This is a genomic window from Pedococcus cremeus (genome assembly GCF_900111375.1).
GTDB lineage: Bacteria > Actinomycetota > Actinomycetes > Actinomycetales > Dermatophilaceae > Pedococcus_A > Pedococcus_A cremeus.
Genome location: NZ_FOHB01000004.1, coordinates 159,283 through 177,215 on the forward strand (window position 1 = coordinate 159,283; position 17,933 = coordinate 177,215).

The window sequence follows — 17,933 nt, forward strand, 5'->3', positions numbered from 1 at the left end:
GAGGCTCCTCCGTACGGTGGAGCGGGCCACCCGGCCGAACGGCGCCTCGGCATCGTCCCTTGCGTGGCCTCCGGGAGGGACCGGAGGGAGCGTCGCGGGGCGGCGTTGGGTGGGGGTGGGCACCGCCCCGCGACAGCTGTGAAACGCAGCGCCTCGGTGACGACGGCGAGGCTGCCTGCTCGCTCAAGCTGCCCCCCGCGTTCACCACCTCAGCGGCTGTACCCTCGACGATCCTCGCGCCGCCCCACCACGGCCAGCCTTTTGGTCCTTTCTTGACGATTCCTGCCCCCAATGGTGACCGTGCCGCGATCGGCGGCAGACGACACGCGATGATGCGCTCATGACCCCGCCGCTCAACCCTGTCCTCGCGGGCCGGTATGCCGCCCTCGCCCGCCTCCTCGTCCGCCACGGCCGCTCTGACGTCGTCTCCGGCGCCGGCTTCGACGAGTTCCTCGTCGAGCAGGAGCGCCCCACCGGCGACGTGGAGTCCGCCGAGGAGCTGGCCGACGACCTCGAGCGCATGGGACCGACCTACATCAAGCTGGGCCAGCTGCTCTCCACCCGCGTCGACCTGCTCCCGCCCGCCTACACCGAGGCCCTGGCGCGGCTGCAGGACCGGGTGGAGCCGTTCCCCTTCGAGCAGGCGCGGGAGATCGTCGAGGAGGAGCTGGGGGTCTCGATCCGCAACGCGTTCGCCGAGTTCGACGAGACGCCGCTGGCCGCCGCCTCGCTGGGCCAGGTGCACCGGGCCACCCTCCGCAGCGGTCGCGAGGTCGTGGTGAAGGTGCAGCGCCCGGGCATCCGCGAGACCGTGCGCGACGACATGCAGGCCCTGACGAAGCTGGCCGAGTTCGCCGACAACCACACCGACGTCGGCCGCCGCTACGGCTTCGGGCAGCTGCTCGCGCAGTTCCGCCGCTCGCTCGCCGCCGAGCTCGACTACCAGCGAGAGGCCGCGAACCTCCTGCGCCTGCGCACGCTCATCCGCGACCACCCGCACCTGCACGTGCCGGAGCCCGTCGCCGACTACACGAGCAGCCGGGTGCTGACCATGGACTTCGTGCCCGGCCGCAAGGTCACCGACGTCGGGCCTCTCGGCCTGCTCGACGTCGACGGCGAACCCCTGGTGCGCGACCTGTTCAACGCCTACCTGCACATGATCCTCGTCGACGGGTTCCTCCACGCCGACCCCCACCCGGGCAACGTCCTGCTGACCCCTGACGGGCGGCTCGCCCTCCTCGACCTGGGCATGGTGGCCACGGTGCCCCCACGCATGCAGGACAGCCTGGTCAAGCTGCTGCTCGCCATCGGGGACGGTGACGGCGACGAGGCCGCCACGGTGCTCGCGACGATGGGCTCCCCGCTCGAGGGCTACGACGCCGCCCGGTTCCGCGAGGACGTCGCGGCCCTGGTGACCCGTTCGGTGTCCATGGGCGGCGACGTCCAGGCCGGTGCCGTGCTCGTGGAGCTGAGCCGGCTCTCCGGCACCCACGGGCTGCGCCCCCCCGCCGAGATGGCCATGGTCGGCAAGGCGCTGCTCAACCTCGACCAGGTGACCCAGCACCTCGACCCCGCCTTCGCACCCGCCGAGGCCATCCGCGAGAGCGTCGCCGACATCATGAGCAGCGGCATGCGGGTCTCCCCGAGCGGCATCATGGCCGCAGCGATCGACGCGAAGGAGTTCACCGCGAACTTCCCGCGCCGCGCCAACAAGGTCATGCAGAGCCTGGCGGAGGGAACCTTCTCGGTGCGCGTCGACGCCGTCGACGAGGCCCGCCTGCTGCACGTGCTGCAGCGCCTGGCGAACCGGCTCACCACCGGCGTCGTGCTCGCCGCCCTGGTCGTGGGCGCGGCCCTCATGATGCAGGTACCCACGAGCTCCCGGATCCTCGGCTACCCCGCCATCGCCATGGTCTTCTTCCTCCTCGCGGCCGTCGGCGGAGCGGCCCTCGTCGCCTCCATCCTCGTCACCGACCGCAAGATCGCCCGCCAGGAGGGACGCGCGCGCGACCCGCGCCTCTGAACCCGCCCCCTCCGCGCCCCGGCGCGCCACCGGCGCTATGGTCACGGCCGTGACCAGCAGAAACGCGAGGCGGTATGCCGCGTGGCCCGCCACCTGCGCCCTGCTCGCCCTGACGGGGTGCGCAGGCCAGGGATCGGTCGAGGACCGCCCCGCCGCCGACGCCGCCGAACACTTCGCCCGTGACGTCGGGTCGGACCCGTCAGCCGCCTGCGGGCTGCTCGCGCCCCAGACCCGGGTCAAGCTCGAGGACGAGCACGGCCCCTGCGTGCAGGCGCTGCCCGGCAGCAAGGTTCCCCACGACGCCGGGTCGGTGCGCGAGGTGAAGGTCTACGGCAAGGACGCCGTGGCCCACCTCGAGCGCGACACCGTCTTCCTGGCCCGGTTCGACGACGGGTGGCGGGTCACCGCCGCCGGGTGCACCCCGAACGGCGACCGTCCCTACGACTGCGACGTGGAGGGGAGCTGACGATGCGACCCATGTTCACGGCATACCTGGTCTTCATCGCCGCCGGCCTGGCGTACTGCATCACCATGGGGGTGCTGGCCCGATGACGCGGCGGCAGGGACGGGTGGGCCCGACGAGGCCGCGCCTGCGCGAGAACGGGCTCAGCCTCTTCTTCGGCGCCATCCTGCTCCTCTCCCTGGTGGGGCAGGCCTTCACCGGCCAGGCGGGCTACAACGATCAGGCGCTCGACTCGGGGCTGCCGACCTTCACCCTGGTCGAGTACGTCACGTCGTCGCAGTTCGCCGTCGACGTCGCGGAGAACTGGCAGTCGGAGTACCTGCAGTTCCTGCTCTTCATCCTGCTGACCATCTACCTCTTCCAGAAGGGCTCGACAGAGTCCAAGCCGCTGGACAAGAGGGGGCGCGAGTCCGACGAGGACCAGAAGGTGGCCGAGCACGCGCAGCCGGACTCACCGGCCTGGGCCAAGGTGCGCGGCTGGCGGTTGAGCCTGTACTCGCACTCGCTCGGCCTCACGATGGGCCTCATCTTCGTGCTGTCCTGGCTGGCGCAGTTCGTCGCCGGGCACAGCGCGTACAACGCCGAGCAGATCCAGCAGCTCAGCGACCCGCTCGGCTGGACCGACTACCTGCTGGCGCCGGACTTCTGGAACCGCACGCTGCAGAACTGGCAGTCGGAGTTCCTCGCCGTCGGCAGCATGGTGGTGCTCAGCATCTACCTGCGCGAGCGCGGGTCACCGGAGTCCAAGCCTGTCGGTGAGCCGCACGGGTCGACCGGCAGCCAGGGCTGACGGTCAGCGGGTGACGGCCAGCGAGTGATGACGAGGGGTCGTCCACCCGGCCGGCTGGCGCTGGTCCCCTGCGTCCAGCAGCCAGCCGTGGTCCGGTGGAAGACCTGGTGGAGGAACCGGCGGTGCGTCGCGACGTCAGAGGACGTCGGAGAGCAGCGCGCGGACCTCGGCCTCGCGGTAGCGGCGGTGGCCACCCAGGGTGCGGATGGAGTTCAGCTTTCCAGCCTTGGCCCAGCGGGTCACCGTCTTCGGGTCGACGCGGAAAAGCGAGGCCACCTCGGCAGGGGTGAGCAGCTTCTCGGCCTCAGTGGGGCGAGCGACCATGATTTCTCCTCAGGGGTAGTGCAGACCTCAATAATCGGACAACCGCCGCACATACGGAACAACCCACACGGGTGGTCGTTAATAGCCCAAAGGGACTAGTCCGACTAAGCCACTGCTGTCGGGAATACGCTGTGACTGGCGCGCGACCCGCGCCACGTCCACCGCGCACCACCGAGCTCTAGGAGTCACCACCGTGACCACGTCCTCGTCGTCCTCGTCGCCGTCTGCCACGTCGCCGTCCAGCACAGCGCCGTCCGCCACCTCCCCTTCGTCGTCGCCCTCCACCGCGACCGCCTCTCTCTCCCAGCACGAGCAGGTCGTGTTCTGCCACGACAAGGCCACCGGGCTGCGAGCCATCATCGGCATCTACAGCACGGCGCTCGGGCCGGCCCTGGGCGGGACGCGGTTCTACCCGTACGCCTCCGAGGAGGCGGCGCTCGACGACGTGCTGCGGCTGTCGAAGGGCATGGCCTACAAGAACGCCGTCGCCGGGCTCGAGCTCGGTGGAGGCAAGGCGGTCATCATCGGCGACCCCGCCACGGACAAGAGCCCTGAGCTGCTGCGCGCCTACGGACGCTTCGTCGAGAGCCTGAACGGCCGCTACGTCACCGCCTGCGACGTGGGCACCTACGTCGCCGACATGGACGTCGTGAGCGAGACCACCCGGTGGGCGACCGGCCGCTCCGAGGCCAACGGCGGCGCCGGCGACAGCTCGGTGCTCACGGCATACGGCGTCTTCCAGGGGCAGCGCGCCTGCGCGCAGCACCTCTGGGGCGACCCCACCCTCAAGGGACGCACCGTCGGCATCGCCGGCGTGGGCAAGGTGGGCCGGCTGCTGACCGGGCACCTCGTCGAGGACGGCGCCACGGTGGTGGTGACCGACGTCAACGAGCAGGCGCTGGCCGACCTGACGGCGAAGTACCCGCAGGTCGAGGTCGTCGCCGACGCGGCGGCCCTCGTGCGCGCCGACCTCGACGTCTACGCGCCGTGCGCCCTCGGCGGCGCCCTCGACGACGCCACCGTGGAGGCGCTGACCGCCAAGGTCGTCTGCGGAGGCGCCAACAACCAGCTGGTCGACGAGGGCGAGGGCGGCACCGCCGACCGGCTCGCCGCCCGCGGCATCACCTACGCCCCCGACTTCCTCGTCAACGCCGGCGGCGTCATCCAGGTGAGCGACGAGCTCCACGGCTTCGACTTCGAGCGGGCCAAGAAGGGCGCCACCGCGATCTTCGACCACACCCTCGAGGTGCTCCGCACGGCCGACGAGCGTGGCATCACCCCTGCCGCGGCCGCCGACCACATCGCCGAGCAGCGGATGGCCGCCGCCGGCCGCGGCGGCATCTGGCTGCCCGCTCGCTGAGGGGCTCCCGGCTCGGCCACCTGTCTCGACGCGCGGCGTGCCCGCGCGTCGAGACACCCGTCCGCCTGGTGGGCGGCAGGCGGCGACGAAACGCCGTCCGCCAGACAGGACCAGCGACGCGAAACTTGCGTCGCTGATGTAGCGTTAGCACCACGACATATACACGATTCCCGGGACCGCTCCGTGGAGTCGAAGGACTGTAGGTCCTCCGACTGGGCGATGCCGTCCCGGCAGACGCATGAGGGGGTCACGCCATGGGGCGCGGCCGGGCCAAAGCCAAGCAGACGAAGGTCGCTCGGGAGCTGAAGTACTTCTCTCCGAACACCGATCTCAGCGCGCTTGAGCGAGAACTACACGGCGGTTCGTACAAGCAGCCGGAGCGAGCCTCCGACGACCTCGACGAGACCGACGACTACGACGACTACGGGAAGTGGACGTCGAGCCAGGCTTGACCTGGTTCACCACCCATCGTCACCTCATGCTCGGGCCTGAGCCCGTGTGAGCTCGTCGGGCGCTGCGGTGCACGCAGGTCGTGCGCCGCAGCGCTCCGCTGAGGACGGTCGCCTGCGCAGGTGTCATGCTGCGCGCTCACCCCGCACGCCCCCACGAGTGTCGTGCTGCGCGCGCAACCGGACGGTCTGGCACGCTGCGGCCATGAGCACCAGTTCCGTCCTGAGTGACCGCGAGCGCCGGCTGGTCGAGACCAACGGCATCGAGGTCATCGCGGAGTCCGAGCGCACCGGCCGGGCACGCGACCTGTTCTGGCCGTGGTTCGCGGCCAACGTGTCCGTGTTCGGCCTCAGCTGGGGCGCCTTCGTCCTCGACTTCGGCATCTCCTTCTGGCAGGCGGTGCTGGTCGGCGTCGTCGGCGTCGTGCTGTCGTTCGCCGTGTGCGGTGTCATCGCCATCGCGGGCAAGCGCAGCTCCACCCCCACGATGGTCCTCAGCCGTGCCGCGTTCGGCGTCCGGGGCCAGAAGGTGCCCGGCGTCGTCTCGTGGCTGCTGTCGATCGGCTGGGAGACCGTGCTGGCCATCCTGGCCACGCTGGCCACCGCCACGGTGCTCACCCGCCTCGGCTGGGGCGGCGGGACCACCACCAAGGTGCTGGCGGCCGTCGTCGTCGCGGCGCTGGTCGTGGCCGCCTCCGTCATGGGCTACCACGTGATCATGCGCCTGCAGTCGGTGCTCACCTGGGTGACCGGGGCCCTGTCGGTGCTGTACATCCTCTTCACCCTCGACGAGGTGCGCTGGTCGACGGTCAGCGCCCTGCCGGGCGGGTCCGCGACGGCGGTGCTCGGCGCGTTCGTCATGGTCATGACCGGGTTCGGCCTGGGCTGGGTCAACATCGCCTCCGACTGGTCGCGGTACCTGCCGCGCCAGACCCCCGGCTCGCAGGTCGTCGTCTGGAACACGGTCGGTGGCTCGCTGGCTCCGGTCATCCTCGTCGTCTTCGGGCTGCTGCTGGCCGGCTCCTCCCCCGACCTGAAGAAGTCCATCGCGGCCGACCCCATCGGGGCGCTGGCAGCGGCCCTGCCCACGTGGTTCCTGCTGCCGTTCCTCGTCGTCGCCGTCCTGGGCCTGGTGAGCGGGGCCGTGCTGGGCATCTACTCCTCGGGGCTCACGCTCCTCTCGCTCGGGCTGCCGGTCCCCCGCCCGGCTGCCGCGGCCGTCGACGGCGTGCTGCTGACGCTCGGCACGTTCTACGTCGTGTTTGTGGCGAGTGAGACGTTCCTGACGCAGTTCCAGGGCTTCCTCATCACCCTCGGCGTCCCGATCGCCGCCTGGGCGGGGATCGTGATGGCCGACATCGTGCTGCGCCGGCGCGACTACGACGAGCCCGCCCTCTTCGACAGCCGTGGCCGGTACGGCGACGTCAGCTGGTTCGCGGTGGGGCTCATGCTGCTGTGCTCGCTCGTCGGCTGGGGCCTGGTCACCAACACCAGCGCAGGCTGGCTCCAGTGGCAGGGCTACCTCCTGGGTCCCCTCGGTCTCGGCGGCAAGGAGGGCGACTGGGCGTATGCCGGGCTCGGAGTCCTCGTCTCCCTCGTCCTGGCGTTCGTGGCGTATGCCGCGCTGCGCCGGGGCACCGTGCGGCGCCAGGAGGACCTCGCGGTGGAGGACGTCAGGGCGGCGCAGGAGGTCTCCTGATGAGCAGGCCGTGGCTGGTCGTCATCGACATGCAGAACGTCTTCGGCGACCCCGACAGCGGGTGGGTGACCCCGCGGTTCCACGAGGCGGCTCGCCGGATCGCCCGGCTGGTCGAGGCCCACGGCAGCGACCGCACCGTCTTCACCCGCTTCGTGGCGCCGCTGGAGCCGACCGGCGCGTGGAGGGGCTACTACGAGACGTTCGGCTGGGCCCTGCAGCCGGCGTCCGACCCGCTCTACCGGATCACCGAGGACCTGCGGCCGCTCGTCGAGCACAGCGTCGAGGCGCACACCTTCGGCAAGTGGAACCACGACCTCGTCGCCATCACAGGTCCCGAGCCCGAGCTGTTGGTCTGTGGGGTGGCCACCGACTGCTGCGTGCTGTCGACGGTGCTGCCGGCTGCCGACGCCGGCGCGTCGGTGACCGTCGTGACCGACGCCTGCGCCGGCTCCACCGACGGTGCCCACCAGAAGGCGCTCGACGTCATGGCGCTCTACCAGCCGCTGGTCTCGTTCACGACGACCGAGGAGCTCGTCGCCGCCAGCGTCGGCCACTGACGGCCGGCCAGTCAGTAGGTGAGCGCGAGCCAGGTCACCGCGGCCCCGGCGGCCCATCCCAGCAGGCCTGAGCCGCTGCCCACCAGCCAGGCGGGAGCGGCCGAGCCCCGTGCACCGGAGAGCACCCAGGCGCAGCCCAGGGCTGCCAGCAGGCAGGTGGCCATCGCTGTCAAGGCCAGGGCCAACACCCAGCCCGAGGGGTCGGCGCTGGCGAGCTCAGGGGTGAAGACGGCAGTGAGCGCCAACACGAACCGCAGCCCCATGTCGAGGAAGAGTGCTGCCGGCACCACGGCCAGGGCACCCACCCAGGCCACGCCTGCCGCCCAGAGCATCACGTCGTGGCGGTGGCGCCGTTCGGCGGCCGAGCTGGTCCTCACCCGAGCAGTGTCGGCGCCCCGCGGCGGCCGCCGCATGGGGCGGCATACTCAAAAGCGCTGACCGCCTCGGTGGGCCGTCCCGGCGGCCCGCTCCGGGGGCCGGCTCAGGCGAGCGGGTGCTCGCCCACCACCTGCACCGCGCCGCCCTCGACGCCCTTGGCGCCGTGCACGACCTCGACGCCGTCCTCGACCGGCGCACCCTCGAGGTCGGTGACCTCACCGAGCACCCACGACGGTATGCCGCGGGCCTCCAGGGTGCGCAGGCCCAGGTCGGCCTGCTCGCGGGGCAGCAGCGCGACGAAGCCGATGCCCATGTTGAGGGTGCGCTCGAGGTCGGCGCGCGGCACCCGGCCGAGCTCAGCGACGGTGGTGAAGACGGGCGGCGGGGTCCAGGTCGACCGGTCGAGGCGGGCGAAGACGCCCTGCGGCAGGACCCGGGCGAGGTTGGCGGCCAGCCCGCCGCCGGTCACGTGCGAGAGCGCGTGCAGGTCGACGCCGTCGGTGCGGATGAGGTGGAGCAGGTCGGCGGAGTAGACCCGGGTGGGGGTGAGCAGCTCCTCGCCGAGGGTGCGGCCGAACTCGGGGACCTCGCGGTCGAGCGCCCAGCCGGCCGCTTCGACGACGCGGCGCACGAGCGAGTAGCCGTTGGAGTGCAGCCCGGAGGAGCCGAGCGCCAGCACGACGTCGCCGGCGACCACCCGCTGTGGGCCCAGGACGTCGTCGAACTCGACCACGCCGGTCGCCGCGCCGGCCACGTCGTACTCCTCGGGGTCGAGCAGGCCCGGGTGCTCGGCGGTCTCGCCGCCGACGAGGGCCACGCCGGCCTGCTCGCAGGCGGCCGCGATGCCCGAGACGATCGCGGCGATGCGCTCGGGGACGACCTTGCCGGTCGCGATGTAGTCGGTCATGAACAGCGGCTCGGCGCCACAGACCACGATGTCGTCGACCACCATGCCGACGAGGTCGAACCCGATGGTGTCGTGCCGGTCGAGCGCCTGGGCGATGGCGACCTTGGTGCCCACCCCGTCGGTCGAGGTGGCGAGCACCGGCCGGGTCATGCCCGCCAGAGCGGAGGCGTCGAACATGCCGGCGAAGCCACCGAGGCCACCGAGGACCTCCGGCCTGGTGGCCCGGCGCACCGAGGCCTTCATCAGCTCGACGGCCCGGTCACCCGCCTCGACGTCGACTCCGGCGGCGGCATACGTGATGGGCTCGCTCACGGCTCCAGCGTAGTGGGCTCCCGGCACCGGCCGACCGCCGCGTGCACCGTGTGGACAGCCGGCAGGAAGGGTCGTATACCTGCGGTGACAGGCGTTCGCCCGCGGTTGAGGGGGCTGACATGGCGACGGGCATGGTGACACGGCAGGCGGGCAGCGTCCTCAGCACCTACCGGTACCTGCGCGTCGGCATGGTGCTCCTCGTGCTGTTGCTCGCGGCCGCCGTCACGCTGCAGGTCTTCAGCCCAGACCCCGACTGCTGGCAGCGCTCGGTCAGCGCCTACTACTACACACCGGCCCGGGCCGTCTTCGTGGCGAGCCTGTGCGCCATCGGCGCCTGCCTCATCGTCTACCGCGGCAACACCGACGGCGAGGACATCGCGCTGAACGCCTCGGGCCTGCTCGCGTTCGTGGTGGCCTTCGTGCCGACCCAGGTCGACGCCACCTGCCCGGCGAGCAACGTGCCGTCACCGGCGGAGCTCGACGCCGCCGTCACCAACAACGTGTGGGCGCTGTATGCCGCCGGCATCGCCCTGACCGCCGTGTCGTGGTTCCTGCGCTCCCGCACCGCCCCCCGCGGGCGCGGCGGCGGCCTGTCGGTCTGGCCACTGGTGTTCTCCAGCGTGGCCGTCGTGGTCTTCCCGTTCGTGTTCGTCACCTGGCACGACGCGGTGCGCGACCACGGGCACGACGTGGCGGCCATCGCCCTCTTCGCGGGCATCGTGGTCGTGGTCGGCATGAATGCCCTCGGCCTGGCCACCCACTCCGGCGCGGATGTGCGCCACGAGTCGGGCAGGCCGTCCGTCCGCCGGGCGGCCAACCGCTACACGGCCGTCGGGCTGGCCATGCTCGGCACCTTCGTCGGGGTGCTCGTGGCCCACTGGGCGGTGCCGGGCTTCGTGCAGTGGCTCTTCTGGCTCGAGGCGCTGCTCATCGCCGAGTTCGCCGTCTACTGGGTGCTGCAGACCATCGAGCTGTGGCACGTGGTCGACCGCAGCGAGTCTCCGAGCCCCTCCCCCAACGCCGTCACCCCGGCCCCGCCTCCGACGACCCCTGATCCCCGGTCGAGGTAAGAACGCCGGGGATCACCGGCGCGTTTACCTCGACCGGGGAGGCGCAACAGGGGTTCAGCGGCGACGGAACCGGGCGTGCGCCTCGCAGACCTGGTCCATGAAGGCCTCAGGAGCCAGCCGCAGACCGACGAGCGTCATCCGGAGCACCCGGTCCCCGCGGAGCACGACGGCGTTCTGCCTGAACTGGTCGTCCGTGGCGGCCAGGCCCCACAGGTGCTGGGCTCCGTCGATCTCGATGACGAGGTCGGCCTCGTCCCACCTGACATCGAGGTAGACCCGGCCCTGGGCTCCCCGGCGGACCACCTGTCTGCTCGGTTCCGGCAGGCCCCGCAGTCGGCACAGCGAGGCGAAGTCGAGCTCGCCGAGCGACTGTGCACCGTCGGCGATGTCGCGCGCCAGCTGCGGGATGAGCCGTCTCCGGGTGCGGCCCCGGACCCTCTGGGTCGCTTCCACGAGCTGCACACCTGTCACCAGGCGCTGCTGCACCGGCATGACGAGCAGCAGAGCTGCCTGCCGGTCACTCAGGGCCCAGTGAGCGGCTCGGACGGCCGCCACCGCGGGCTTCGTCCGCGGTAACCCCAGCAACTCGAGCTCTCCCGCCACGCGTCGGATCACCTTGTGAACCCGTACCCCGTCGATGTCCTCGACGGTATGGGTGTGCTTGACGGAGACGTGGACCTGGTCGTCACTGAACCCGGTCATGCCGGCCGCGTGCAGTGCGCTCACCCCGTCGAGCGCGGCGACACGCTCCCCGGCCTCCCAGACGGCGCGCCAGCGCCCGGCCTCCTCGCCGAGCGTCGAGGTGTGCAGCGCCACGGTCTGCCGTCCGTGGCAAGCCCAGCGGTCGGCCGCGACCTGGCGGCCCACGGCATCCCGGTCCCACCCGTGCTCACGGAGCTCGGCACGGGACAACACACCGTCGTGGGCAAGCTCGCGCAGGGCCGCACGCGGCATACGGATGGGCTTCCTCATCCCACGACGGTGGCGTGAACAGGGATCCGGCCCGCGGCGTCGTCCACAGCCCCTCTGTGTCGAGGTAAACACGCCGGGAATCACCGGCGTTTTTACCTCGACCGGGAGGCAGACGGAGGAACTACGGGCGGGTGAGGGCGTCGCCGGCGCCGCCGTTGACGCCGGTCGGCACGCCCTCGACGTCGAGCGGAAGCGGCTCGAACAGGTTCTTGCCGAGCTGGCTCTCGTCGGGCAGCGGGATCGGGTAGTCGCCGGTGAAGCACGCCGTGCACAGGGCCGAGCGCGGCTGGTCCGTGGCGGCGACCATGCCGTCCTCGCTGATGTAGCCGAGGCTGTCGGCGCCGATGCTGTTGCGCACCTCCTCGACCCCGATGCCGGTGGCGATCAGCTCGGCCCGGGTGGCGAAGTCGATGCCGTAGAAGCAGGGCCAGCGCACGGGCGGCGACGAGATCCGCACGTGCACCTCGGCGGCGCCGGCCTCGCGCAGCATCCGCACGAGCGCGCGCTGGGTGTTGCCGCGCACGATCGAGTCGTCGACCACGACGAGCCGCTTGCCGCGGATGACCTCGCGCAGCGGGTTGAGCTTGAGCCGGATGCCGAGCTGGCGGATGGTCTGCGACGGTGCGATGAAGGTGCGCCCGACGTAGGAGTTCTTCACCAGGCCCTGGCCGTAGGGGATGCCGGACTCCTGGGCGAAGCCGATGGCCGCCGGGGTGCCCGACTCCGGCGTCGGCATCACCATGTCGGCCTCGACCGGGTGCTCGCGCGCCAGCGTGCGACCCATCTCGACGCGGGCCTCGTGCACCCCGCGTCCGTTGATCGTGGTGTCGGGGCGGGCGAGGTAGACGTACTCGAAGACGCAGCCCTTGCGCTCGGTCTCGGCGAACCGCTGCGAGCGCAGGCCCACCTCGTCGATGGCGATGAGCTCGCCCGGCTCGACCTCGCGGATGAAGGAGGCGCCCACGATGTCGAGCGCGGCCGTCTCGGAGGCCACCACCCAGCCGCGCTCGAGGCGACCGAGCACCAGCGGGCGGATCCCCTGCGGGTCGCGCGCGGCATACAGGGTCTGCTCGTCCATGAAGACGAAGGAGAAGGCACCGCGCAACCGCGGCAGCACGTCGAGGGCCGCGGCCTCGACCGAGCGGTCGGGGTCGTCGGCCAGCAGGGCCGTGACGAGCGCGGTGTCGGTGGTGTTGCCGCGGCTCAGCTCCCCCTTGGCGACCTCGAAGCCCGACTCCGCCCGCGAGGCGACCAGGTCGCGCAGCTCGGCGGAGTTGATGAGGTTGCCGTTGTGGGCCAGGGCGACGGTGCTCTGGTCGTGCCCCCCGAGCGTCGGCTGGGCGTTCTCCCAGGTGGAGCCGCCGGTCGTGGAGTAGCGGCAGTGGCCGACCGCCAGGTGCCCCTTCAGGGAGCCCAGCGACCGCTCGTCGAAGACCTGCGAGACCAGGCCCATGTCCTTGTAGACGAGGATGCTGCGTCCGTCGGAGGTCGCGATGCCGGCCGACTCCTGCCCGCGGTGCTGCAGGGCATAGAGGCCGTAGTAGGCGAGCTTCGAGACGTCCTCGCCGGGTGCCCAGACGCCGAAGACGCCGCAGGCGTCCTGCGGGCCCTTCTCGCCAGGGAGGAGGTCGTGGGTGAGCCGTCCGTCTCCGCGTGCCACGTGCTCCAGTGTCCCACACGTGGCGGGGGCGTCAGCCTCGTCGTTCGAACGCCACCGCGACGAGGGCGCCGAGCACGGCACCGATGGCGGCGCCGAACACCCCGATGTAGAACATCGCGCTGGTCTCGGACAGGCCGGGGGCCCGCTCGGTGAAGAGGGTCGCGACGGCACCGACCACGAAGCCCAGGATGGCGCCGGTCGCGATGAACCGGGTGAAGTTGGGCGTGCGGCGAGGGGCGTTCACGAGGGGGAATCTACCGGCGCCCGCACCGGCCGCCCCCTGGTGGGGGGTGCCCATCCGGGGCGTTCGGGGCTACGAATGACTTGACATGCAGACCACCAGCAGCGCACCGCGCTGGCCGTATGCCGTGTCCGGCGCCCTCGCGGCGACCGCGGGCACCGCGGCCGGCCACCTGGTCGCTGCCGCGGTCAACCCGGGCGCCTCCCCGGTGGTCGCCGTCGGCGCCACCGTGGTCGACGCCACCCCCACCCCGGTCAAGGACTGGGCCGTCTCCACGCTGGGCACGGCCGACAAGCCGGTGCTGCTGGCATCGGTGGCCGTCGTCACGCTGCTGGCGTCCGCGGGGATCGGTCTGCTCGCCCGGCGACACCGCACGCTCGCCCTGGTGCTGCTCGGAGTGCTGACGGTGCTCGCCGCGGCGGCTGCCCTGGCCCGGCCCACCAGCACGCCCGTCGACGCCCTTCCGGCCCTGGCCGCAGCCGCCGTCGGCGTGACGGTCCTCCACCTGCTCTGCGGGGCAGCCGACCGCACGGGCCAGCCAGCGAAGCGGCCGGCGGCGAGCCCCTTGGACGGCACGGCACACGAGGCGGGCGCGCAGCCGACGCCGGCACGGCGCACCTTCCTGGTCGGCGCGGCGGGCACCGCCGCGGCGGCGGCCGGCGGCCTCGCGCTCGGCCAGAAGCTGGGGGCCAACCCACCCCTGCCGACGGCTGCCGACCTGCCGAAGCCCACCAACACGCTGCCCGCCCTGCCCACAGGCCTGGACGGGAAGGTGCCCGGCATCAGCCCCTTCCGCACACCGGTGGGGTCCTTCTACCGGGTCGACACCTCACTCATCGTGCCGCGCGTCAACGCCGACGACTGGGCGCTGGAGATCGACGGGAACGTCGCGAACCCGTTCCGGCTCACCTACGCCGAGCTGCTCGCCCTGCCGATGGTCGAGCGCGACATCACCATGACCTGCGTCAGCAACGAGGTCGGCGGCGGCTACGTCTCCTCGGCCCGCTGGCTCGGCGTGCGCGTGCGCGACCTCCTCGCGCGGGCGCAGATCAAGGGTGGGGTCGACCAGATCCTCAGCACCTCGACCACCGGCTTCACCATCTCCACCCCGGTGCAGGCCCTGACCGACGACCGCGACGCCCTGGTGGCCGTCGCCATGGACGGCCAGCCCCTGCCCGCCCAGCACGGGTTCCCCGCCCGGCTCGTCACGCCGGGCCTCTACGGGTTCGTCGGCTCCACCAAGTGGCTCGCGCGGCTGACTGCGACGACCTACGCCAAGGAGCAGGCCTACTGGACCGAGCGCGGCTGGGCCACCAACGCCCCGGTGCTCACCCAGTCGCGCATCGACACGCCGCGCGGGCTCGACACCGTGAAGGCGGGGGGCGCGGTCCCCATCGGCGGCGTCGCCTGGGCGCAGGGCCGCGGCATACGCAAGGTCGAGGTGCGCGTCGACGACGGTGAGTGGATGACCGCGACCCTGGGTCCCGATGCCGGCATCGACTACTGGCGCCAGTGGTACGTGAAGTGGACGCCCTCGGGCTCCGGCCGGCACAACCTCACCGTGCGCGCGACCGACAACGACGGCCAGCTGCAGCCCCGGGCCAAGACCGACCCCTTCCCCAAGGGCGCGACCGGGTGGCACTCGGTCGTCGTCTTCGTGGCGTGAGGCGGCGCGACGTGACGTGCGCAGCTGCCTCCGAGAAGACGTCCGAATATGCGAAAAATGTTGCGGCACAAGGCAATCCGTTCGACAGGGAGTTCCGAACCACTGGTGTCAGACCAACCAGCAGCAGGGAGTCCCACCATGAACCGCACCCGACGCAGCGCCGTTGCTGCCATCGCCCTCTCGTTCCCCCTCGCCCTCGCGGCGTGTGGCGGCAACGCCGAGTCCTCCGAGACCGGCTCGATGGCGAGCAGCAGCAGCTCGAGCTCGGCACCGAGCAGCAGCACGACCGAGGCCATGGGCGACATGGCTGCCAAGCCGTTCGGTGCGGGCTGTGCCGCGGTGCCGGCGGACGGCAAGGGCTCCTTCGCGGGCATGGCCACCGACCCGGTCGCGACCGCCGCCAGCAACAACCCGGTGCTCTCGACCCTCGTGACGGCCGTCGGCAAGGCCGGCCTGGCGGACACCTTGAACACCGCGAAGGACATCACCGTCTTCGCCCCGACGAACGACGCCTTCGCGGCGGTGCCCAAGGCGACCCTCGACGGTGCCATGGCCGACCCGAAGGGCCTGCTCACCAAGGTGCTCACCAACCACGTCGTCCAGGGCCGGCTCAGCCCGGACCAGCTCGCCGGCGACCACAAGACGCTCGCGGGCACGACGATCACCGTGGAGGGCTCCGGTGAGAACTTCACCGTCGGCAAGGCCAAGGTCGTCTGCGGCAACGTCCAGACCGCCAACGCGACGGTTTACATCATCGACGGCGTGCTCCTTCCGGCGCAGTGAGGCGCGGGATCGGTCATCATGGTTCTCATGTCGGCGTTCTCCCCGGGCAGCCCAGCTCCTGGGGAGAGCGCTGCCCCTCGCCAGCCCGACCTCTCGGAGCTGCTCCGGGCCTCGGCTCGTGGTGACGAGCGGGCCTTCGCCGCGCTGTACGACGCCACGTCGCGGCGCCTCTACGGCCTGGTGCTGCGGGTCGTGCGCGACCCGGCCCAGGCCGAGGAGGTGGCCCAGGAGGCCTTCCTCGAGATCTGGCGCACCAGCGCCCGTTTCGACCCCGACAGGGGCAGCGCGATGAGCTGGATGATGACCATCGCCCACCGCAAGGCCGTCGACCGCGTGCGGTCCGCCGAGGCGGCCAGCCGCCGCGACGACACCTGGGAGGCGACGACGCAGGACCGCGCCTACGACATCACCGCCGAGGAGGTCGAGCGCTCCCTCGACGCCCAGCGTGTGCGGCAGGCCCTGGCCTCGCTGACCGAGACGCAGCGCGGGGCGGTCCAGCTGGCCTACTTCGGGGGGTACACGCACAACGAGGTCGCCGCCCTGCTGGGCATCCCGCTCGGCACGGCGAAGACCAGGATCAGGGACGGGCTCATCCGTCTCCGCGACACCTTGGGAATGCAGTCATGAACGCCGACATCCACGGGCTCAGCGGCGCCTACGCCGTCGACGCGCTCGACGACGTCGAGCGTGCCGAGTTCGAGCGCCACCTCGGGCAGTGCCCCGAGTGCCAGGACGAGGTCGCGAGCCTGCGCGCCGCAGCAGTCGAGCTGACCCATGCCAGCGTGGCGACCCCTCCGGCCGCACTGCGCGAGAGCGTGCTGCAGCAGATCGCCACGGTGCGACCGCTTCCTCCGCTCACCGGACGACCCGGACAGGCCTCGCCGGCCGAGCCGCAGCCGCCCGCGGGCGGCCCCCTGGCACCTCCGACGGTGACCTCGCTGGAGAGCCGTCGGCGCAGGATCGCTCCTGTGACCTGGCTGGTGGCTGCCGCGGCCGCGGCGGCGCTCGTCATCGGTGGCATCGCGTGGAGCCCGTGGAACAACCAGGGATCCACCCAGCAGCCTCCGCTCTCCATCACCGAGCAGGTCATCCGGGCCAAGGACGCCCAGCGCTACGAGAAGGACATCGACGGCGCCAGGGCGACCATCGTGCGGAGCAAGTCGCTCGGCCGGGCCGTGATCATCGCCGACAACATGCCGGCGGCCCCCGCGGGCAAGGACTACCAGATCTGGTTCCAGGACCCGAAGGGCGCGATGCACAGCGCCGGGGTGATGCCGCACGAGGCCAAGCCGACCCTCAGCATGCTGCTGAACGGGGACGCGTCGAGGTACAACGGCGTCGGCATCACCGTGGAGCCCCTCGGTGGTTCGCAGGAGCCGACCAGCGCGCCGATCGCGCTGATCGCCTTCAGCTGAGGTGGGGGAGGCGCGAGGCGACCTCCTCGAGCACCCGCACGTCACCGGCATACACGCCCTCCGGCCGCGGCCAGTGGGTGATGACGTCGGTGAAGCCGAGCGCGGCCGCCAGGCCGGTCATCTCCTCGAAGCGGTCGACGCTCTCCAGGGAGAAGACCGGTGAGCTGTCGAGCAGCAGGTAGCGGTCGACCTCCCCGGTCGGCCGCTCCTGCTCGGCGAGCGCCTCGTCGAACCGCTCGGCCAGGCGCGCCACGGCCCCCCACCAGTCCTCCAGGGTCTCGCCGCCCTTCCCGCCAGTGGTGACCCAGCCCTGGCCCAGCCGGGCCGCCAGCCGCAGCGAGCGGGGACCGTTGGCGGCGATGACGAACGGGATGCGCGGCTGCTGCACAGGCCCGGGGAGCGTGCGGGCGTCCACGGCGCGGTAGTACGGGCCGTCGTGGTCGACGTGGTCCTCGCGCAGCAGCCGGTCGAGCAGCTCGGTGAACTCGTGGAAGCGGTCGACCCGCTCCCGCACCGGCTGCTCCTCCCCGAGCAGCCGGGAGTCGCGGTCGCCGCCGGTGCCGAGGCCGCACAGCAGACGGCCGCCCGAGACGTCGTCGAGCGCCAGCAGGTCGCGCATGAACGTGACGGGGTGGCGGTAGTTCGGCGAGGAGACGAGGGTCCCGAGCCGGATCCGCTCGGTCACCATCGCGGCCGCCGTCAGGGTCGGCGTGGTGCCGAACCACGGCGCGTCGGGCAGCCCCGCCCAGACGAGGTGGTCGTAGGTCCACGCGTGGTCGAACCCGAGCTCCTCGGCCCGCCGCCACAACGGCGCCGCCTCGGGCCACCGGTGCTCCGGGAGGATGGTGATGCCGAACCGCATGG

At 71.9% G+C, this 17,933-nt stretch carries 19 protein-coding genes; 12 read left to right on the forward strand and 7 right to left on the reverse strand.

Features of this window, described 5'->3' with window-relative positions:
- Positions 1-340: 340 nt before the first annotated feature.
- The 3 genes from BMW78_RS09275 to BMW78_RS09285 all read left to right on the forward strand — a co-directional run bounded on the left by BMW78_RS09275 (position 341) and on the right by BMW78_RS09285 (position 3,276).
- Entirely contained in the window at positions 341-2,023 is a 1,683-nt protein-coding gene (locus BMW78_RS09275; protein ID WP_091758589.1) for an ABC1 kinase family protein, read from the forward strand.
- Positions 2,024-2,072: 49 nt separating this feature from the next.
- Positions 2,073-2,489, forward strand: coding sequence for a hypothetical protein (locus tag BMW78_RS09280; RefSeq protein WP_177180332.1), 417 nt, complete (start codon positions 2,073-2,075; stop codon positions 2,487-2,489).
- An 82-nt stretch (positions 2,490-2,571) separates the two neighbouring features.
- A complete protein-coding gene (locus tag BMW78_RS09285) occupies positions 2,572-3,276 on the forward strand; it encodes a DUF6766 family protein (protein WP_091758591.1) in 705 nt (234 codons plus the stop codon).
- Positions 3,277-3,411: 135 nt separating this feature from the next.
- Here the strand turns inward: BMW78_RS09285 and BMW78_RS09290 are convergent, their stop codons facing one another.
- The gene (locus tag BMW78_RS09290; protein ID WP_091758593.1) at positions 3,412-3,600 is read right to left on the reverse strand and encodes a BldC family transcriptional regulator; all 189 of its coding nucleotides are present in this window, start codon (positions 3,598-3,600) and stop codon (positions 3,412-3,414) included.
- 193 nt (positions 3,601-3,793) lie between these two features.
- On the opposite strand from BMW78_RS09290, the gene BMW78_RS09295 reads away from it, so the two are divergent.
- The 4 genes from BMW78_RS09295 to BMW78_RS09310 all read left to right on the forward strand — a co-directional run bounded on the left by BMW78_RS09295 (position 3,794) and on the right by BMW78_RS09310 (position 7,665).
- Positions 3,794-4,960: a Glu/Leu/Phe/Val dehydrogenase dimerization domain-containing protein gene (locus tag BMW78_RS09295; RefSeq protein WP_091758595.1), complete on the forward strand. Its 1,167-nt coding sequence runs from the start codon at positions 3,794-3,796 to the stop codon at positions 4,958-4,960.
- Between the two features lie 254 nt (positions 4,961-5,214).
- Positions 5,215-5,412 (forward strand): DUF3073 domain-containing protein, encoded by a 198-nt coding sequence (locus BMW78_RS09300; protein ID WP_091758597.1) that lies wholly within the window; start codon positions 5,215-5,217, stop codon positions 5,410-5,412.
- Positions 5,413-5,614: 202 nt separating this feature from the next.
- Positions 5,615-7,108, forward strand: a complete 1,494-nt coding sequence (locus BMW78_RS09305; RefSeq protein WP_091759126.1) for a purine-cytosine permease family protein — start codon at positions 5,615-5,617, stop codon at positions 7,106-7,108.
- Positions 7,108-7,665 (forward strand): cysteine hydrolase family protein, encoded by a 558-nt coding sequence (locus BMW78_RS09310; protein WP_091758599.1) that lies wholly within the window; start codon positions 7,108-7,110, stop codon positions 7,663-7,665. Before BMW78_RS09305 ends, BMW78_RS09310 begins: the two co-directional genes overlap by 1 nt.
- An 11-nt stretch (positions 7,666-7,676) precedes the next feature.
- Here the strand turns inward: BMW78_RS09310 and BMW78_RS09315 are convergent, their stop codons facing one another.
- Both BMW78_RS09315 and purM read right to left on the reverse strand, forming a co-directional pair.
- Positions 7,677-8,042, reverse strand: coding sequence for a hypothetical protein (locus tag BMW78_RS09315; RefSeq protein WP_143056201.1), 366 nt, complete (start codon positions 8,040-8,042; stop codon positions 7,677-7,679).
- Positions 8,043-8,146: 104 nt separating this feature from the next.
- Positions 8,147-9,262, reverse strand: a complete 1,116-nt coding sequence (purM, locus tag BMW78_RS09320; RefSeq protein ID WP_091758603.1) for a phosphoribosylformylglycinamidine cyclo-ligase — start codon at positions 9,260-9,262, stop codon at positions 8,147-8,149.
- Positions 9,263-9,381: 119 nt separating this feature from the next.
- Between purM and BMW78_RS09325 the strand changes: the two genes are divergently transcribed.
- Positions 9,382-10,332, forward strand: coding sequence for a hypothetical protein (locus BMW78_RS09325; RefSeq protein WP_091758605.1), 951 nt, complete (start codon positions 9,382-9,384; stop codon positions 10,330-10,332).
- A 54-nt stretch (positions 10,333-10,386) separates the two neighbouring features.
- On the opposite strand, the gene BMW78_RS09330 is transcribed toward BMW78_RS09325, so the two are convergent.
- The 3 genes from BMW78_RS09330 to BMW78_RS09340 all read right to left on the reverse strand — a co-directional run bounded on the left by BMW78_RS09330 (position 10,387) and on the right by BMW78_RS09340 (position 13,208).
- A complete protein-coding gene (locus tag BMW78_RS09330) occupies positions 10,387-11,304 on the reverse strand; it encodes an endonuclease domain-containing protein (protein ID WP_245735760.1) in 918 nt (305 codons plus the stop codon).
- A gap of 121 nt (positions 11,305-11,425) precedes the next feature.
- Positions 11,426-12,964: an amidophosphoribosyltransferase gene (purF, locus tag BMW78_RS09335; RefSeq protein WP_091758608.1), complete on the reverse strand. Its 1,539-nt coding sequence runs from the start codon at positions 12,962-12,964 to the stop codon at positions 11,426-11,428.
- Positions 12,965-12,995: 31 nt separating this feature from the next.
- Positions 12,996-13,208, reverse strand: coding sequence for a hypothetical protein (locus tag BMW78_RS09340; protein ID WP_091758610.1), 213 nt, complete (start codon positions 13,206-13,208; stop codon positions 12,996-12,998).
- An 85-nt stretch (positions 13,209-13,293) separates the two neighbouring features.
- Here BMW78_RS09340 and BMW78_RS09345 point away from each other — a divergent pair, with 85 nt between their 5' ends.
- The 4 genes from BMW78_RS09345 to BMW78_RS09360 all read left to right on the forward strand — a co-directional run bounded on the left by BMW78_RS09345 (position 13,294) and on the right by BMW78_RS09360 (position 17,069).
- The gene (locus BMW78_RS09345) at positions 13,294-14,871 is read left to right on the forward strand and encodes a molybdopterin-dependent oxidoreductase (protein WP_091758611.1); all 1,578 of its coding nucleotides are present in this window, start codon (positions 13,294-13,296) and stop codon (positions 14,869-14,871) included.
- 138 nt (positions 14,872-15,009) lie between these two features.
- Positions 15,010-15,654, forward strand: coding sequence for a fasciclin domain-containing protein (locus BMW78_RS09350; RefSeq protein WP_091758613.1), 645 nt, complete (start codon positions 15,010-15,012; stop codon positions 15,652-15,654).
- Between the two features lie 27 nt (positions 15,655-15,681).
- Positions 15,682-16,281 carry an ECF RNA polymerase sigma factor SigK gene (gene sigK / locus BMW78_RS09355; protein WP_218144296.1) on the forward strand — a complete coding sequence of 200 codons (600 nt, stop codon included), beginning with the start codon at positions 15,682-15,684 and terminating at the stop codon, positions 16,279-16,281.
- The gene (locus tag BMW78_RS09360) at positions 16,278-17,069 is read left to right on the forward strand and encodes an anti-sigma factor (protein ID WP_091758617.1); all 792 of its coding nucleotides are present in this window, start codon (positions 16,278-16,280) and stop codon (positions 17,067-17,069) included. The genes sigK and BMW78_RS09360 overlap by 4 nt, the downstream gene beginning before the upstream one ends.
- Here BMW78_RS09360 and BMW78_RS09365 read toward each other — a convergent pair.
- Complete coding sequence (locus BMW78_RS09365; protein WP_091759128.1) at positions 17,062-17,931, reverse strand: LLM class flavin-dependent oxidoreductase; 870 nt, start codon at positions 17,929-17,931, stop codon at positions 17,062-17,064. The genes BMW78_RS09360 and BMW78_RS09365 overlap by 8 nt on opposite strands.
- Between the last annotated feature and the right edge of the window lie 2 nt (positions 17,932-17,933).

Excerpts from the sequence above, each read along its gene's own strand:
- BMW78_RS09330 (WP_245735760.1), bottom strand. The coding sequence starts at position 11,304 with ATGAGGAAGCCCATCCGTATGCCGCGTGCGGCCCTGCGCGAGCTTGCC.
- BMW78_RS09350 (WP_091758613.1), top strand. The coding sequence starts at position 15,010 with ATGAACCGCACCCGACGCAGCGCCGTTGCTGCCATCGCCCTCTCGTTC.
- BMW78_RS09300 (WP_091758597.1), top strand. The coding sequence starts at position 5,215 with ATGGGGCGCGGCCGGGCCAAAGCCAAGCAGACGAAGGTCGCTCGGGAG.
- BMW78_RS09325 (WP_091758605.1), top strand. The coding sequence starts at position 9,382 with ATGGCGACGGGCATGGTGACACGGCAGGCGGGCAGCGTCCTCAGCACC.
- BMW78_RS09290 (WP_091758593.1), bottom strand. The coding sequence starts at position 3,600 with ATGGTCGCTCGCCCCACTGAGGCCGAGAAGCTGCTCACCCCTGCCGAG.
- BMW78_RS09305 (WP_091759126.1), top strand. The coding sequence starts at position 5,615 with ATGAGCACCAGTTCCGTCCTGAGTGACCGCGAGCGCCGGCTGGTCGAG.
- BMW78_RS09310 (WP_091758599.1), top strand. The coding sequence starts at position 7,108 with ATGAGCAGGCCGTGGCTGGTCGTCATCGACATGCAGAACGTCTTCGGC.
- BMW78_RS09360 (WP_091758617.1), top strand. The coding sequence starts at position 16,278 with ATGAACGCCGACATCCACGGGCTCAGCGGCGCCTACGCCGTCGACGCG.
- BMW78_RS09345 (WP_091758611.1), top strand. The coding sequence starts at position 13,294 with ATGCAGACCACCAGCAGCGCACCGCGCTGGCCGTATGCCGTGTCCGGC.
- BMW78_RS09365 (WP_091759128.1), bottom strand. The coding sequence starts at position 17,931 with ATGCGGTTCGGCATCACCATCCTCCCGGAGCACCGGTGGCCCGAGGCG.
- BMW78_RS09275 (WP_091758589.1), top strand. The coding sequence starts at position 341 with ATGACCCCGCCGCTCAACCCTGTCCTCGCGGGCCGGTATGCCGCCCTC.
- BMW78_RS09285 (WP_091758591.1), top strand. The coding sequence starts at position 2,572 with ATGACGCGGCGGCAGGGACGGGTGGGCCCGACGAGGCCGCGCCTGCGC.
- sigK (WP_218144296.1), top strand. The coding sequence starts at position 15,682 with ATGTCGGCGTTCTCCCCGGGCAGCCCAGCTCCTGGGGAGAGCGCTGCC.